Here is a 13,745-nt window from a genome sequence, read left to right on the forward strand (position 1 = left end):
GAGTGCCAACACCTTGAACGCAGCTACTACGACTTCGAACGCACCTGCCGATCATCTCGCGCCTGTTTACGCGCAGTTCCCATTGCAGATCACGGACGCGCGCGGCGTGTTCTTGCACAAGCCGGACGGCGGCAAAGTGCTGGACCTGTATGGCGGTCACGCCGTGGCGGCGCTGGGATATGGCCATCCGCGCTGGGTCGAAGCGCTGACCGAGCAGGCGAAGTCGCTTTGTTTCCAGAGCAATGCCGTTGCGCTCGACGTGCGTCGTCGCGCGGCCACCCGGCTGGCGAACTTCTGCGGGCTCGGTCTGGACACCGTGTTCTTTGTGAACTCGGGCGCGGAAGCGAACGAGAACGCACTCAAGCTCGCCTGCAAAATGACCGGCGGCACGCAGGTGATCGCGGTCGAAGGCAGCTTCCACGGCCGCACCGCCGCTGCTGGCGCCGTGACCTGGGGCGCGGACAAGAAATGGTATGGCTTCCCGAACACGCCGTTCGAAGTGAAGTTCATCAAGCCGACGACCACCGCGGCCGAGCTCAGCACACTGATCAACGATCAAACGGCGGCGGTCATCGTCGAGCCGGTGCAAGGCGTGGCTGGCGCAGTCGACATGCCCAAGGAGTTTCTGCAGGCACTGCGTTTCCGCTGCAGCGAGAACGGCTCCGTGCTGATCTTCGATGAAGTCCAGTGCGGCTTCGGGCGCACGGGCCATCCGTTCGCGGCCAACATGTATGAAGTGACGCCGGACATCATCACGACCGCGAAGGCGCTCGGCGGCGGCTTCCCGGTGTCGGCGATGCTCGTGGCGGATCATGTTGCGCCCTATTTGAAAATGGACTCGCTGGGCACGACATTCGGCGGCGGCCCGATGGCCTGCGCCATCGTCGAGACCGTGGTCGACATCATCGAATCGGAAGGGTTGCTGAAGAACGTCCAGCAGCGCTCGGCGGAGATCCGCCAGAACTGCATGGTCGGCCCGGTCATCGGCTCGCAGGGCGCCGGCTTGCTGCTGGGCCTGCGCACCTCGCGTCCCGCGAAGGACGTGCAGGCGGAGCTGTTGAAGCTCGACATCCTCACGGGCACCAGCGCCGATCCGAACGTCCTGCGAATCCTGGCCCCGTTCGTATTGGAAAGTGAGCACGTCGAGTTGCTGCGCACGGCACTGGCCCGACTGCCGAAATGACTCATCGCATGAGTCGCAAACTCATCGAGCAATAACCATGAATCGTTTTCTCGACCTGAGCGATCTGCCGCGCGAGCACGTGAAGGACCTGCTGAGCCTCGCCGCTCGGCTGCAAACGACACCGCAGCCGCAGGCACTGGCGGGCAAGGTGCTCGGTTTGCTGTTCTTGAATCCCTCGCTGCGCACGCTGGCTTCGTTCCAGAGCGCGATGATGCGTCTGGGCGGCACCGCCGTCGTCATCACGCCGGGCCAGGGCACGTGGCAGATGGAAACGCGCTCGGGCGCGATCATGAATGGCGCCGCTGCCGAACACGTGCGAGAAGCGGTGCCGGTGCTCGCTTCGTACTGCGACGCTATCGGCATTCGCATGTTTGCCGAACATCGCAACCTCGCCAGCGATCTGGCCGAGACCGGCTTCCGCATGATGGCGGACCTTTGTGACAAGCCGCTGGTGAACATGGAGTCGGCGATGGCCCATCCCTGCCAGGCGCTGGCCGACTGGCACACGATGGATGAACTGCGCGTGCCCGAGCGAGGCAAGTTCGTGTTGAGCTGGGCCAATCATCCTCGCGCGCTGCCTTTGGCGGTGCCGTCATCGACGGTGCACATGGCGGCGATGCGCGGCATGGAAGTCGTGGTGTTGCGTCCGGAAGGTTTCGCGTTGCCCGGGCCCATCATGGAGAAAGCACGACAGGCCGCGCAGTCGTCGGGCGGTTCCGTACGTGAAACGGACAATCGCGCCGAAGCGCTCGACGGCGCGCACGTGATCTACGCCAAAGAATGGGGTTCGCCACAGCACTACGGCGACGACGAGGCCGACAAGCGCTTGCGCGAACCTTTGAGCGACTGGTGCGTCAAGGAAAGCTGGTTCCGGGCGGCGGATCCTGGCTGTCATTTCATGCATTGCCTTCCAGTTCGGCGTAATGTCGCGGTCGCCGACGAAGTTCTGGACGGCCCGCGCAGCGTGGTCATCCGTGAAGCGTTCAACCGCATGGTCGTGCAGATGGCAGTCCTTTATCGGCTGCTGCGCGGCTGATCCTGTTCTGCTCGCTCGTCAGTCCCCCATCATCAGTCATTTCCAAGGAAAATTGCCGTGGTGCTTCGCTCTGATCCCTCCGTTGCCGTTCGCGCTCTGCGCAGCGCCGCACCGTACATTCGCATGTACAAGGGCAAGGTGTTCGTCATCAAGGCCAGCGGCGGTGTGTTCGGCGACATCGAATCCACCCGCACGCTGATCGAACAAGTCGCGATCCTGCATCAGGTCGGCATCCGCGTCGTGCTCGTGCACGGCGGCGGTCCGCAGCTGTCGCAGATTCAAGAATCCTTGGGCATCACGCCGCGCATGGTCGCGGGCCGTCGCGTCACCGACGAGAAGTCCATGGAAGTCACCAGCATGGTGCTCAATGGCCTGGTGAACACACAGATTCTCGGCATCTGCCGCGAGCTGGATATCGCCGCGGTCGGCGTGAGTGGCGTCGATGCGGGCCTGGTGCGCGCTCACAAGCGTCCGCCTGTGCAGGTCGAAGGCCAGATCGTCGATTACGGCCTGGTCGGCGACATCGATCTGATCGACGCGAAGGTGCTGCAGCAGTTGCTGGACGATGGCTTGATGCCGGTCGTCAGCCCGGTGTCCGCCGACGACAAGGGCACGCTGCTCAACATCAACGCCGACACGGTGGCCGCCGGCATTGGCGCCGCGCTGAAGGCGGAGAAGCTGATGCTGGTCACCGGCGCGCCCGGCATTCTCGAGTCGCTGGAAGATGCGCGCTCCATCATTTCGTACACCGATCTGGCGGGCCTGAAGAAGCTCAAGGATCAGGGCAGCCTGAAAGAAGGCATGCTGCCGAAGGCCAAAGCCATCGAAGAGGCGATTCGCGGCGGCGTGCGTCGCGTGCACGTGATTTCGTACAAGACCACCGACAGCATTCTCGCGGAAGTGTTCACGAATGAAGGCACGGGCACGCTGGTGGTCGAGAACGTCAGCGCGTTGAGCGCAGCCGAACAGCACGCATGAGCCGCCTTTGGGACAAGGGCGCGCCGCTCGACGAGCGTGTACTGAGGTACACGGCGGGCGAGGATCACGCGCTCGACAATCGCCTGGTTGAATACGACGTGCGCGCTTCGATCGCGCACGCCGAGATGCTCAATGCCCAGGGCTTCCTGCCAGCGGCGGATCTGGAAGCAATCCGTCGCGGCCTGACCGACATCGCGGCTGAGCACGCGGCCGGCCAATGGCAAGTGCTGCTCGAGCATGAAGACGGTCAGACAGCGCTGGAGAATCTGCTGACCGAGCGCATCGGCGAGGCCGGCAAGCGCGTCCATCTCGGTCGCTCGCGTAACGACCAGGTGCTCACCGCACTCCGCCTCTACCTGCGCGATGCGGTCGATGAATTGAAACAACGCGTCGACGGCGCAGCGCAAGCGCTCGATGACCTGGCGGCTCGCGAAGGCGAGATCGCGTTGCCCGGCTACACTCACATGCAGCAGGCGATGCCGAGCTCGGTGCAATTGTGGGCCGGCGGCTTTGCTGCCGAGTTGCGCGATGACGCCGAAGGATTGCAGCAGGTACATCGTCGTCTGCAGAAGAGCCCGCTCGGCTCCGCGGCCGGCTATGGCTCACCGAACCTGCCGATCGATCGCGAAGCAACCGCACAGAAGCTGGCGTTCGCGTCAGTTCAACAGCCGGTGACAGCAGTGCAGTTGTCGCGCGGTAAGGCCGAAGCGCAGCTGTTGTTCGAGATCTCGCTGGTCATGCAGGACGTCGCGCGCCTCGCTTCCGATCTGCTGCTGTTCTACACGCAGGAGTTCTCGTTCGTCGCGTTGCCGGATGCATTCACCACCGGCTCCTCGATCATGCCGCAGAAGCGCAACCCGGACGTTTTCGAGCTGATCCGCGGCCGCAGCGCGAGCGCGCAGGCTTGTCTGCTCGAAGTGATGGGCATCGTCGCCAAGTTGCCGTCGGGTTATCAGCGCGATCTGCAGCTGATCAAAGTGCCGCTGTTCCGTGGCATCGACCTGTGCCTGGACACGCTGAGCATTCTGCCGTCGGCCCTGGCCGGCGTGACCTTCCGCAAGGATCGCATCCGACTCGATCCGTCGATCCACGCGGCGGCGCAAGCCAATGAACTGGTCGTCAAGGAAGGAATCTCTTTCCGCGAAGCCTATAGACGCATCGGTGACCAGCTGCGTAAAAAGTAGCTGTCCCGATTCAGAGAAGTTGCATGTCCATCTGGTTCAAACCCTACACGCTTGCGGATCTCACCGTGCGCATCGGCATGGCCGAGCATCTGGGCATCGAGTTCACCGAAATCGGCCCGGATTATCTGCGCGGCCGCATGCCAGTCGATCACCGTACTCATCAGCCCTACGGCATCCTGCACGGCGGCGCATCGGTGGCGCTGGCTGAAACACTGGGCAGCTACGCGGCCATGCTGACCACCGACCCCAGCAAGTACCGCTGCCTCGGCCAGGAGATCAACGCCAATCACATCCGTGGCGTCTCCAGCGGTTTCGTCATTGGCACCGCACGTCCGGTGCATGTCGGCCGCCGCAGTCACGTCTGGGAAATTCGCATCACCGACGAGCGCGACAAGCTGGTGTGCATTTCGCGCCTGACCATGGCGGTGATCGAGGTCGAGGCCAACAACTGACCCGGACCGGACGGTCATTTATACTGCGCCGATGAAATCATCCGCGCGCAGAGTCGGGTTGGCCATGCTGCTGTTCAGCCTGGCGGGATGCGGGCTGAAAGGTCCGCTGTATTTACCTGACGACCACCAGCAGCAAGTGCCGCCGCCGGCTTCCACGCCGCCCCAGCCGGCGCTCGAGGGCAGCAAAGTTCTCATGCCGCCACCGGCCCCTCAGGCGCAAAAGAAAGATCGCGACCGCACCGATCAGTCGACTCCCAGCCCATCGACGCCAGGTCAGCAGCAGCTGCCGCCGGTCTCTCCGCCCGATCCCGACAGTCCCGCCACCACTTCGCCACCGCTGGGTATCTAATGGCTGCACAACGCAAGCTCGTCCTGGTGGACGGCTCAGGTTACTTGTATCGCGCATTTCATGCGTTGCCGCCGCTGACCAACTCGCGTGGCGAGCCGACGGGCGCAGTGCTCGGCGTGCTCAACATGCTGCAGAAACTGCGCAAGGAAGAGTCGCCGGATCTGATCGCCGTCGTGTTCGACGCGCCCGGCAAAACATTCCGCGATGAGCTGTTCGAAGCGTACAAAGCGACGCGCACGCCCATGCCCGACGAGTTGCGCTCGCAATTGCAGCCGTTGCTCGACAGCGTGCGCTCCATGGGCCTGCCGTTACTGCGCATCGAGGGTGTCGAAGCCGATGACGTGATCGGTACCTTGGCCTGCGAGGCCGCGGCACAAGGCTACGATGTGATCATCTCCACCGGCGACAAGGACATGGCGCAGCTGGTGAACGAGCGCATTACGCTGGTCAACACCATGACCGGCTCGCGCTTGAATCGCGAGGGTGTCAAAACCAAGTTCGATGTGTATCCCGAACAGATCATCGATTATCTGGCGCTGGTCGGCGACACATCGGACAACATTCCCGGCATTCCCAAAGTCGGCCCGAAGACCGCGGCGAAGTGGCTCGGCGAATACGGCACGCTCGACAAGCTGGTCGAGAACGCCGCTGCCATCACCGGCAAGGTCGGCGAGAATCTGCGCAACGGCATGAAAGAGCTGGAGCTATCGCGCAAGCTCGCGACGATCGACCTGAAAGTGAAATTGGACCAGCCGTTCGAAACATTGCGGGTCGGCGAGCCCGACCGCGATCGTTTGAGAGAGCTGTTCACGCGAATGGAATTTCGCGCACTGCTGAAGCAGATCGTCGGCGATGAAGGCACCAGCGCCTCGGCGCCGGCGGCTGCCGTTTCCGCCGAGGCAGCCGCTGCTGAGGGCGCGCCGCCCCCACCTGTGCCGCGCAACTATGAAACAGTCCTCACGGCTGCTGCGCTGGAAACATGGGTCGCACAGCTGAAATCGGCGAATGTGATGTCGCTGAATGTGGCGACAACGTCCAGCGGCTACATGCAGGCCGACATCGTCGGCATCGCCATCAGCGTCGAGCCCGGCACCGTCGCTTACGTGCCGATCAGTCACGACTATCCAGGCGCTCCAGAGCAATTGTCGCGTGACGCAGTGTTGAACGCGCTGCGCCCCGTGCTCGAAGCCGAGCAGCCACTCAAAGTCGGTTACGACCTGAAGTTCAAAGGCCACGTGCTGAAGCGTGCCGGCATCGAGTTGCGCGGCGATAAGTTCGACATCATGCTCGAGTCGTACGTGTTGAACAGCACCGCGACCAAGCACGAGCTGGGGCCGATCTCGCGCCGCTATCTCGGCGTCGATCCCATTCCGTACGAAAGCGTCGCGGGCAAGGGCGCGAAACAGATCGGGTTCAATCAAGTCGCCATCGACACCGCGACGAGCTACGCGTCCGAGGAAGCGGACCTCGCCCTGCAATTGCATCGTCTGCTGTGGCCGCGGCTCGAAGCGCTGCCGCCGCTGCAAGAGCTTTACGACAACATCGAGCAGCCACTCCTGCCCGTACTGCTGAAGATGGAACAGGCGGGCGTGCTGCTCGACGGCGACCTGCTTCGCAAACAAAGCAGCGAGCTGGCCACGCGCATGCGCGAGATTGAAGCACAAGCGTACGCGGCCGCCGGCCAGCAGTTTTCGCTGGAATCGCCCAAGCAGCTGCAGGAAGTGCTGTTCGGCAAGCTGGGCCTGCCAGTCATTCGTAAGACACCGACGGGTCAACCCTCGACGGCGGAAGACGTGCTGGAAGAACTGGCGGTGAGTTACGAGCTGCCCAAGCTCATCATGGACTACCGCGCATTCGCGAAGTTGAAATCGACTTACACGGACAAGCTGCCGCTGCAGATCAATCGTTCCACGCAGCGCGTGCACACTTGTTACCAACAGGCGATCGCTGCGACCGGTCGCTTGTCATCCGCCGATCCAAATCTGCAGAACATTCCGATCCGCACGCCGGAAGGCCGGCGCATCCGCCAGGCATTCGTAGCACCGAAAGACATGTGCATCGTTGCGGCCGATTACTCGCAGATCGAGCTGCGCATCATGGCGCACTTGTCGGGCGATGAAGGCCTGCTGAAAGCTTTCAGCGAAGACCGTGACATCCATCTGGCGACAGCGGCCGAAGTGTTCGGCATGACTCTCGACACCGTGACCGCGGATCAGCGCCGCACGGCGAAAATGATCAACTTCGGTTTGATCTATGGCATGTCGGCGTTTGGCCTGGCGTCGCGACTCGGCATCGAGCGCGGCACCGCTGCACGTTACGTTGAGCTGTATTTCCAGCGTTATCCGGGCGTGCGCCGTTACATGGACGAAACACGTCAACTCGCGCACGAGCGTGGTTACGTGGAGACGGTGTTCGGTCGTCGTCTGTATCTAAACGATATCAACGCACGCAACGCGGGCTTGCGACAGGCCGCCGAACGCGCCGCAATCAATGCACCGATGCAAGGCACGGCAGCTGATATCATCAAGCGCGCAATGATTCATGTGGATCACTGGTTGACGCAATCCAAGCTCCAGGCGCGACTGCTCCTGCAGGTGCATGACGAACTTGTCTTCGAAGTGCGACGCGACCTGGCAGAGGAGTTGATCGCTCGGGTGCGTGAACTGATGAGCGGGGCCGCCGAGTTGCGCGTGCCGCTCAAAGTGGATGCCGGCATCGGCGCAAATTGGGACGAAGCGCACTGATCGGTCATCAGCGCCGTGCCACGCACGGCGCCCTCGCCAACATTTCATATCCGATTCAGGTTGGTCATGCATCCTGATGCAACCTGATGCCCTGCCCGACTATTTATTAGTCACATGTCATTGGTTATCTCAAAGGACTTCTAAGCATGCGCAAAGCAATTCTGGCCACCGCACTGTTGCTGGCGAGCACGGCCAGCATGGCCGCCGACAACGGCATCTATCTCGGTGCCAGCCTCGGCAGTGCCAATGTCGACATCAATCAAGGCCCACTACAGGTAGATGGCGACGACACCGGTTTCAAGATCATCGCCGGCATCCGTCCGCTGGATTGGTTCGGCATCGAGGCGAACTACGTGAATTTCGGCGAGCCCAAGCAGGGCCGGGTGTCGGCGGAAGCCAACGGTATCAGCGGCTTCGGTGTGTTCTTCCTGCCAGTCGGACCCCTAGACCTTTTCGCCAAGGGTGGCGTCATCAGTTACGACAGTAACATCAGGCTCAGAGACGTCGGCAGCATTCGCGACGATGGTACCGACTTCGCCTACGGCGTCGGCGTGCAATTCCGCCTGCTCAGCCTGAGCGTGCGCGCCGAGTATGAAAAATTTGAGATCGACAACGTGAGAGACGCCAACATGCTCTCGCTCGGCGTGACCTACACGTTCCTTTAAAAACATCCGCTACACGGATTACAACGGAGCAAAGAAGAAATGCGTTTGCGTTTGCCTTTCCGCTGGCTAGCACTGCCAATTGCGCTGTGCGCGGCGAGCCCCGCCGCCTTGGCGCGGGACCCTGCCCTCGCAGGGCCCTACATTGGCGGTTCGATCGGCGATTCGACCTTGGAACTCAAGGATGACGACACGGGCCAGAAGTTCGACGCCGACGACACCGGCTACAAGCTGACGGCTGGCTATCGGATCATCGATTGGGTCGCGGTCGAACTGAACTACACCGATTTCGGCAAGCCCGTGGATCGTATCTTCGGCGTCGACCTGGAAGCTGATTACTCAGCCGTCTCGGTCAGCGCGCTGGGCATGCTGCCGCTGGGTCGTAACTTCGACCTGTTCGGCCGACTGGGCGTGGCCCGCGTCGACGCGAAATTCCGTGCGCGCGGCTTCGACAACTCGGTGAGCGACAAGAGCACGGAGCCGCTGTTCGGTATTGGCGCACAGTTCCGCGCGAACAATTTCGCGGTGCGGATCGAGTACGAGGGCATCCTGCTGGACGCCGGTCGCCAGTCCCGGGACTGGTGGGACGATGACGACTGGGACGACCGCGATAGCGGCGATTGGCTGAGCATGCTGTCGCTGGGGTTCACCTATAAGTTCTAGGTTGAATTGGTCAGACCACTTTGTTGTGTGTGTGCTACAGAAGCCACGGAAGTGGCGCCACACAACGCTTCCGAATGTGGTTCGCGAGTCGCAATCGGATTACGGTTAACCACCTGAAACCATGAAGATTTTTTCACACGAATCCGGTGAAAAAGTCGCGGAACTTTAGCCCGTCGCGGGCGTCATAACTCCCGAGCGTCGGCCAGGACGCTCCCGTCCGCTGACCTCCCTGAGTGGACGGTAACCCGGTCCATCCCCATGCCGGGTAATACTGCCCCGGTGGCTCCAGAAGTCGCCGGGGTTCTTTTTTTCTGGAGACCGCCGAAGGCGGCGGGCACATCCCTGTGCCTGGGGTGGCACGAGGTAAGTGATGTGCTAGCCCTTCGCGGCCGCCAGCATTCCCAGGACCTCTTTGCGGGCCTCATCGACGCCGGTCTTGGCCACGGCCGAGAACAGCTGGGCGGTTACGCCCTCGCCCACTTCGGCGCGCACTTTCTTCAGGGTCGCCATGGACTCGCTGCGGCTGAGCTTGTCCGCTTTGGTGAGTAGTAAATGCACCGGCAAATTCTGCGCACCGGTCCATTCGAGCATTTGCCAGTCGAAATCCGTGAGCGGACGGCGCGAGTCCATCACGATGACCACCCCCGCCAGCGAGGCCCGGGTCTCCACATAACGCCCCATCAGCTGCCGCCAGTGATCGCGCATTTTCTCGGGCACTTTGGCGTATCCGTAGCCCGGCAGGTCGGCGAGCCGCTGCTGCTCGTTCAGGGCAAAGAAATTGATCAGCTGCGTGCGCCCCGGCGTCTTACTGGTCCGCGCGAGATCCTTGCGGCCGGTGATGGCGTTCAAGGCGCTGGACTTACCGGCATTGGAACGGCCGGCAAACGCGACTTCCGCGCCCTGGTCGGCGGGGAACTGGCGCGGTTGCCAGGAGCTGGTGAGGAACTCGACGGGCGGGAATTGGGGCATGGTTGGACTGTATACGCGCGAATGGTGTGTAGGTTGGCTGGCAAGCCATACCGCTAGTGTACAATTCCGCGCCTTTTGGCCAGCCGCCGCTACGGAGTTACGAATAATGAAGTTTCAGTCGATGGTCCTGCTCACCGTTCTGTGCGGCCTGCAGGCGGGCGTTAGCTTCGCTGCCGAGCCCGTCGCAGGCTCGGCCGAGAAAGGCCAGGCGAAAGCCGCGCCGTGCGTCGCCTGTCACGGAGTCAATGGCAACAGCGTGAATCCCGAATGGCCGAACCTCGCCGGCCAGCACGAGACCTACATCAAGCGCCAGCTGGCCGCGTTCAAGAACGATCAGCGCCAGAACGTGCTGATGACGCCGATGGCCAAGCCGCTCTCGGACGAGGACATGGCCGATATCGGTGCATTCTTCGCCTCGCAGAAGTCCACCGGCACGCTCGAAGCCGAGCCGTCGAAGGTGGCGCTGGGGCAGAAGCTGTTCCGCGGCGGCGACCCGGCCAAGGGCATCGCGGCCTGCGCGGCCTGCCACGGTCCGGATGGCTCGGGTAACCCGGCCGCCGGCTATGCGGAGATCAAGGGCCAGCACGCCACCTACACGATCAATCAGTTGAAAGCGTACCGTTCGGGAACACGCCAGACTGATCCGAATCAAATGATGCGCAACGTGGCCGCCCAGCTGAGCGACGAACAAATCGACGCCGTGGCCTCTTACATCCAGGGCCTGCGCTGATCGAACTAACAGTCGAAAGCGCGCCTGAAGTCTCACTTGCTCGGAACGACGCATGAACAAACTCGCTGCCCTGCTCTCGACCCTGGTTCTGCTCGCCGCCTGCGGTAAGCAGGAGTCCGCGCCCAGCACACCGGCGCCTGCTGCGGCTCCCGCAGCCGAGCAACCCGCGGCCGCCCCGGCAGCTACGGAAGGTGGAGCAGCGCCGACGGAACAGGCCGCGACCGATCAGGCAATCGCGGCGCCGGCCGAAACCGTCAGCGAGATGGACGACACGCCGACGCCGAACGAGCCGCAGACGGCTTCGACGACTCAGCCCTCGCTGAAGCTCGGCGGCTCGGCCGGCGGGTCGCCGACGTCCTCGAAGTTCAAGGAAGGCCAGAACTATCAGAAGATCGTGCCGGCGCAGCCCACCAATGTCGCGCCCGGCAAGGTCGAAGTGACCGAGGTGTTCTGGTACGGCTGCGGTCACTGCTTCTCGCTGGATCCGGCGATCGAATCCTGGCGCAACAAGGGCAAGGCGGCGTACGTCGAGTTCGATCGTGTGCCGGCCATGTGGAATGAAGGCACCCGCCTGCACGCCCGGATCTTTTACACCGCCGAAGTGCTGGGCAAGCTCGACGAGCTGCACTCGCTGATCTTCCGCGAGCTGCACGTCAACGGCAATCAGCTCAACACCGTCGACAAGATTGCCGCGTTCTTCCAGCAGCATGGCGTGAGCAAGGACAAGTTCACCGAGACGTTCTCGTCGTTCGCAGTGGAATCCAAGCTGCAGCGCGCGGACTTCCTCAACAAGCGTTATCGCATCCAGTCCGTCCCCACCGTGATCGTCAACGGCAAGTACAGCACCGACATCGGCACGGCCGGCGGCGAAAGCCAGCTGTTCGGTCTGATCAACGAGCTGGCGGCTCACGAGCACGGCGGCTGATGCTGAAGCGGCGCCCCCGGCTGCAGTCATGCTGAACATCTTCGTCCCGACAGCGCAGGGCTTGACCAAGGTCGAGCTCGGCACGGGCGACGACGGGCCGCCGATTCCGACGCAGGCGGTGTGGATCGATCTGCTCGACCCCACCGTCGAGGAAGAAAAGCTGGTCGAGGCCTCGTTCGGCGTCGAAGTGCCGACGCGCGAGGAAATGAAGGAGATCGAGACCTCCAACCGGCTGTACGAGGACAACGGCGCGCTCTACATGACCACGACGGTGGCGGCGCAGCTCGACACCGATCGGCCGATCAGCACGGCGGTGACCTTCATCCTCGCCGGCAATCGGCTGATCACCAACCGCTTTCTCGACACCAAGCCGTTTCAGCAGTTCATCAATTACGCGGGCAAGCATCCCGCGGCCTGCTCCAATGCCGTCACCGTGCTCGCGGGCCTGATGGAAGCATTCATCGAGCGCATCGCCGACGTGCTCGAGCGGATCGGCGCCGATCTGGACGGTGTTTCCAGCAACATCTTTGCCCGCAACGGCAATAGCCAACCGACCAGCCGCGACCTGCGCGCGATGATCGAGCGCATCGGCTTCAACGGCGAGCTGAACTCCAAGGGCCGCGAAAGCCTGGTCAGCCTCGGGCGCCTGCTGATGTTCGTGCAGCAGTCGGTGCCCGGCATCAGCACCGAGCAGCGCGACCGGTTTCATTCCATCAGTCGCGACGTGCTGTCGTTGTCCGATCACGCCTCGTTCCTGGGCTCGAAGGTTTCGTTCCTGCTGGAAGCGACGCTCGGCCTGATCAATGTCGAGCAGAACAACATCATCAAGATCTTCTCGGTCGCGGCCGTGCTGTTCCTGCCGCCGACTCTGATTGCCAGCATCTACGGCATGAACTTCGCCCTGCTGCCGGACCTGCCGGGCAAGTACAGTAATTTTTCCTTTTCCATCGGCCTGATGGTGGCCTCGATGGGCGTCACTTTCTGGCTGTTCAAACGCAAAGGTTGGTTGTAGATGGTCGCCCACAGCATCACCAGCATGGCGCTGTTCTGCGATTTCGAGAACATCGCGCTTGGCGTGCGCGATGCGCAGTACGCCAAGTTCGACATCGACCGCGTGCTCGAGCGGCTGCTGCTCAAGGGCAGCATCGTGGTGAAGAAGGCGTACTGCGACTGGGACCGCTACAAGGATTTCAAGAAGCCCATGCACGAGGCGTCGTTCGAGCTGATCGAGATCCCGCACGTGAAGATCTCGGGCAAGAACTCCGCCGATATCCGCCTGGTGGTCGACGCGCTCGACCTTTGCTACACCAAGGCGCACGTCGACACCTTCGTCATCATCAGCGGCGACTCGGATTTCTCGCCGCTGGTCAGCAAGCTGCGCGAGAACAACAAGACCGTGATCGGAGTCGGCGTGAAGAGCTCGACCTCGGACCTGCTGATCGCCAATTGCGACGAGTTCATTTATTACGACGATCTGGTGCGGCAGGAAGAAAAGAAACGTCATCAACGCGCGCGCCGCAAGCAGCCCGCAGCCGCGAAGCCGGCAGCGGTCACCGCTGGAACGGAAGCCCCGAAGGCGGCGAGACCCGAAGCGACCGAGGAAGATCGCAAGCAACAAGCCTTCGATCTGGTGGTCGACACCATCGATGCGCTGGCCGAGGAGCGCGAGGACGAGAAGATCTGGGGCTCCATGGTCAAACAGACCTTGAAGCGCCGCAATCCCGGCTTCAACGAAAGTTATTTCGGCTTCCGCACCTTCAGCGATCTGCTCGAAGAGGCGCAGCAGCGCAAGCTGCTGACGCTAGAGCCGGATCAGAAGTCCGGCGGTTACATCATCCATCGAGCGCCGCGCCCGGAATAACGATTCGAC

The 13,745-nt window shown here is 62.4% G+C and carries 14 protein-coding genes; 13 read left to right on the plus strand and 1 reads right to left on the minus strand.

What is annotated here, in order from left to right:
* Positions 1 to 13: 13 nt before the first annotated feature.
* From D0550_RS03960 to D0550_RS04000, 9 genes are all read left to right on the plus strand, one after another.
* Positions 14 to 1,183, plus strand: a complete 1,170-nt coding sequence (locus D0550_RS03960) for an aspartate aminotransferase family protein (RefSeq protein ID WP_116807811.1) — start codon at positions 14 to 16, stop codon at positions 1,181 to 1,183.
* A 37-nt stretch (positions 1,184 to 1,220) separates the two neighbouring features.
* Positions 1,221 to 2,219, plus strand: a complete 999-nt coding sequence (locus tag D0550_RS03965; protein ID WP_116807812.1) for an N-acetylornithine carbamoyltransferase — start codon at positions 1,221 to 1,223, stop codon at positions 2,217 to 2,219.
* 57 nt (positions 2,220 to 2,276) lie between these two features.
* The gene (argB, locus tag D0550_RS03970; protein ID WP_116807813.1) at positions 2,277 to 3,197 is read left to right on the plus strand and encodes an acetylglutamate kinase; all 921 of its coding nucleotides are present in this window, start codon (positions 2,277 to 2,279) and stop codon (positions 3,195 to 3,197) included.
* Entirely contained in the window at positions 3,194 to 4,381 is a 1,188-nt protein-coding gene (gene argH / locus D0550_RS03975; protein WP_116807814.1) for an argininosuccinate lyase, read from the plus strand. The genes argB and argH overlap by 4 nt, the downstream gene beginning before the upstream one ends.
* 23 nt (positions 4,382 to 4,404) lie before the next feature.
* The gene (locus D0550_RS03980; protein WP_116807815.1) at positions 4,405 to 4,833 is read left to right on the plus strand and encodes a hotdog fold thioesterase; all 429 of its coding nucleotides are present in this window, start codon (positions 4,405 to 4,407) and stop codon (positions 4,831 to 4,833) included.
* 31 nt (positions 4,834 to 4,864) lie between these two features.
* Entirely contained in the window at positions 4,865 to 5,182 is a 318-nt protein-coding gene (lptM, locus tag D0550_RS03985) for an LPS translocon maturation chaperone LptM (RefSeq protein ID WP_116807816.1), read from the plus strand.
* A complete protein-coding gene (polA, locus tag D0550_RS03990; protein WP_116807817.1) occupies positions 5,182 to 7,926 on the plus strand; it encodes a DNA polymerase I in 2,745 nt (914 codons plus the stop codon). The genes lptM and polA overlap by 1 nt, the downstream gene beginning before the upstream one ends.
* A 146-nt stretch (positions 7,927 to 8,072) precedes the next feature.
* The gene (locus D0550_RS03995; protein WP_116807818.1) at positions 8,073 to 8,591 is read left to right on the plus strand and encodes an outer membrane beta-barrel protein; all 519 of its coding nucleotides are present in this window, start codon (positions 8,073 to 8,075) and stop codon (positions 8,589 to 8,591) included.
* A gap of 39 nt (positions 8,592 to 8,630) precedes the next feature.
* The gene (locus tag D0550_RS04000; RefSeq protein WP_116807819.1) at positions 8,631 to 9,251 is read left to right on the plus strand and encodes an outer membrane beta-barrel protein; all 621 of its coding nucleotides are present in this window, start codon (positions 8,631 to 8,633) and stop codon (positions 9,249 to 9,251) included.
* Positions 9,252 to 9,626: 375 nt separating this feature from the next.
* Here the strand turns inward: D0550_RS04000 and yihA are convergent, their stop codons facing one another.
* Positions 9,627 to 10,220 (minus strand): ribosome biogenesis GTP-binding protein YihA/YsxC, encoded by a 594-nt coding sequence (yihA, locus tag D0550_RS04005; RefSeq protein ID WP_116807820.1) that lies wholly within the window; start codon positions 10,218 to 10,220, stop codon positions 9,627 to 9,629.
* Positions 10,221 to 10,341: 121 nt separating this feature from the next.
* On the opposite strand from yihA, the gene D0550_RS04010 reads away from it, so the two are divergent.
* Genes D0550_RS04010 through D0550_RS04025 form a run of 4 tightly spaced genes read left to right on the plus strand, consistent with a single transcriptional unit; the run spans position 10,342 to position 13,736 of the window.
* Positions 10,342 to 10,950, plus strand: a complete 609-nt coding sequence (locus tag D0550_RS04010; RefSeq protein WP_116807901.1) for a c-type cytochrome — start codon at positions 10,342 to 10,344, stop codon at positions 10,948 to 10,950.
* 52 nt (positions 10,951 to 11,002) lie between these two features.
* A complete protein-coding gene (locus D0550_RS04015) occupies positions 11,003 to 11,875 on the plus strand; it encodes a thiol:disulfide interchange protein DsbA/DsbL (RefSeq protein ID WP_116807821.1) in 873 nt (290 codons plus the stop codon).
* A gap of 28 nt (positions 11,876 to 11,903) precedes the next feature.
* Positions 11,904 to 12,887: a magnesium transporter CorA family protein gene (locus tag D0550_RS04020; protein ID WP_116807822.1), complete on the plus strand. Its 984-nt coding sequence runs from the start codon at positions 11,904 to 11,906 to the stop codon at positions 12,885 to 12,887.
* A complete protein-coding gene (locus D0550_RS04025; RefSeq protein ID WP_116807823.1) occupies positions 12,888 to 13,736 on the plus strand; it encodes an NYN domain-containing protein in 849 nt (282 codons plus the stop codon).
* The last annotated feature ends 9 nt before the right edge of the window (positions 13,737 to 13,745 follow it).

It is taken from the genome of Steroidobacter cummioxidans (genome assembly GCF_003104955.1).

Excerpts from the sequence above, each read along its gene's own strand:
- D0550_RS03965 (WP_116807812.1), top strand. The coding sequence starts at position 1,221 with ATGAATCGTTTTCTCGACCTGAGCGATCTGCCGCGCGAGCACGTGAAG.
- argH (WP_116807814.1), top strand. The coding sequence starts at position 3,194 with ATGAGCCGCCTTTGGGACAAGGGCGCGCCGCTCGACGAGCGTGTACTG.
- D0550_RS03980 (WP_116807815.1), top strand. The coding sequence starts at position 4,405 with ATGTCCATCTGGTTCAAACCCTACACGCTTGCGGATCTCACCGTGCGC.
- lptM (WP_116807816.1), top strand. The coding sequence starts at position 4,865 with ATGAAATCATCCGCGCGCAGAGTCGGGTTGGCCATGCTGCTGTTCAGC.
- polA (WP_116807817.1), top strand. The coding sequence starts at position 5,182 with ATGGCTGCACAACGCAAGCTCGTCCTGGTGGACGGCTCAGGTTACTTG.
- D0550_RS03995 (WP_116807818.1), top strand. The coding sequence starts at position 8,073 with ATGCGCAAAGCAATTCTGGCCACCGCACTGTTGCTGGCGAGCACGGCC.
- D0550_RS04000 (WP_116807819.1), top strand. The coding sequence starts at position 8,631 with ATGCGTTTGCGTTTGCCTTTCCGCTGGCTAGCACTGCCAATTGCGCTG.
- yihA (WP_116807820.1), bottom strand. The coding sequence starts at position 10,220 with ATGCCCCAATTCCCGCCCGTCGAGTTCCTCACCAGCTCCTGGCAACCG.
- D0550_RS04010 (WP_116807901.1), top strand. The coding sequence starts at position 10,342 with ATGGTCCTGCTCACCGTTCTGTGCGGCCTGCAGGCGGGCGTTAGCTTC.
- D0550_RS04015 (WP_116807821.1), top strand. The coding sequence starts at position 11,003 with ATGAACAAACTCGCTGCCCTGCTCTCGACCCTGGTTCTGCTCGCCGCC.
- D0550_RS04020 (WP_116807822.1), top strand. The coding sequence starts at position 11,904 with ATGCTGAACATCTTCGTCCCGACAGCGCAGGGCTTGACCAAGGTCGAG.
- D0550_RS04025 (WP_116807823.1), top strand. The coding sequence starts at position 12,888 with ATGGTCGCCCACAGCATCACCAGCATGGCGCTGTTCTGCGATTTCGAG.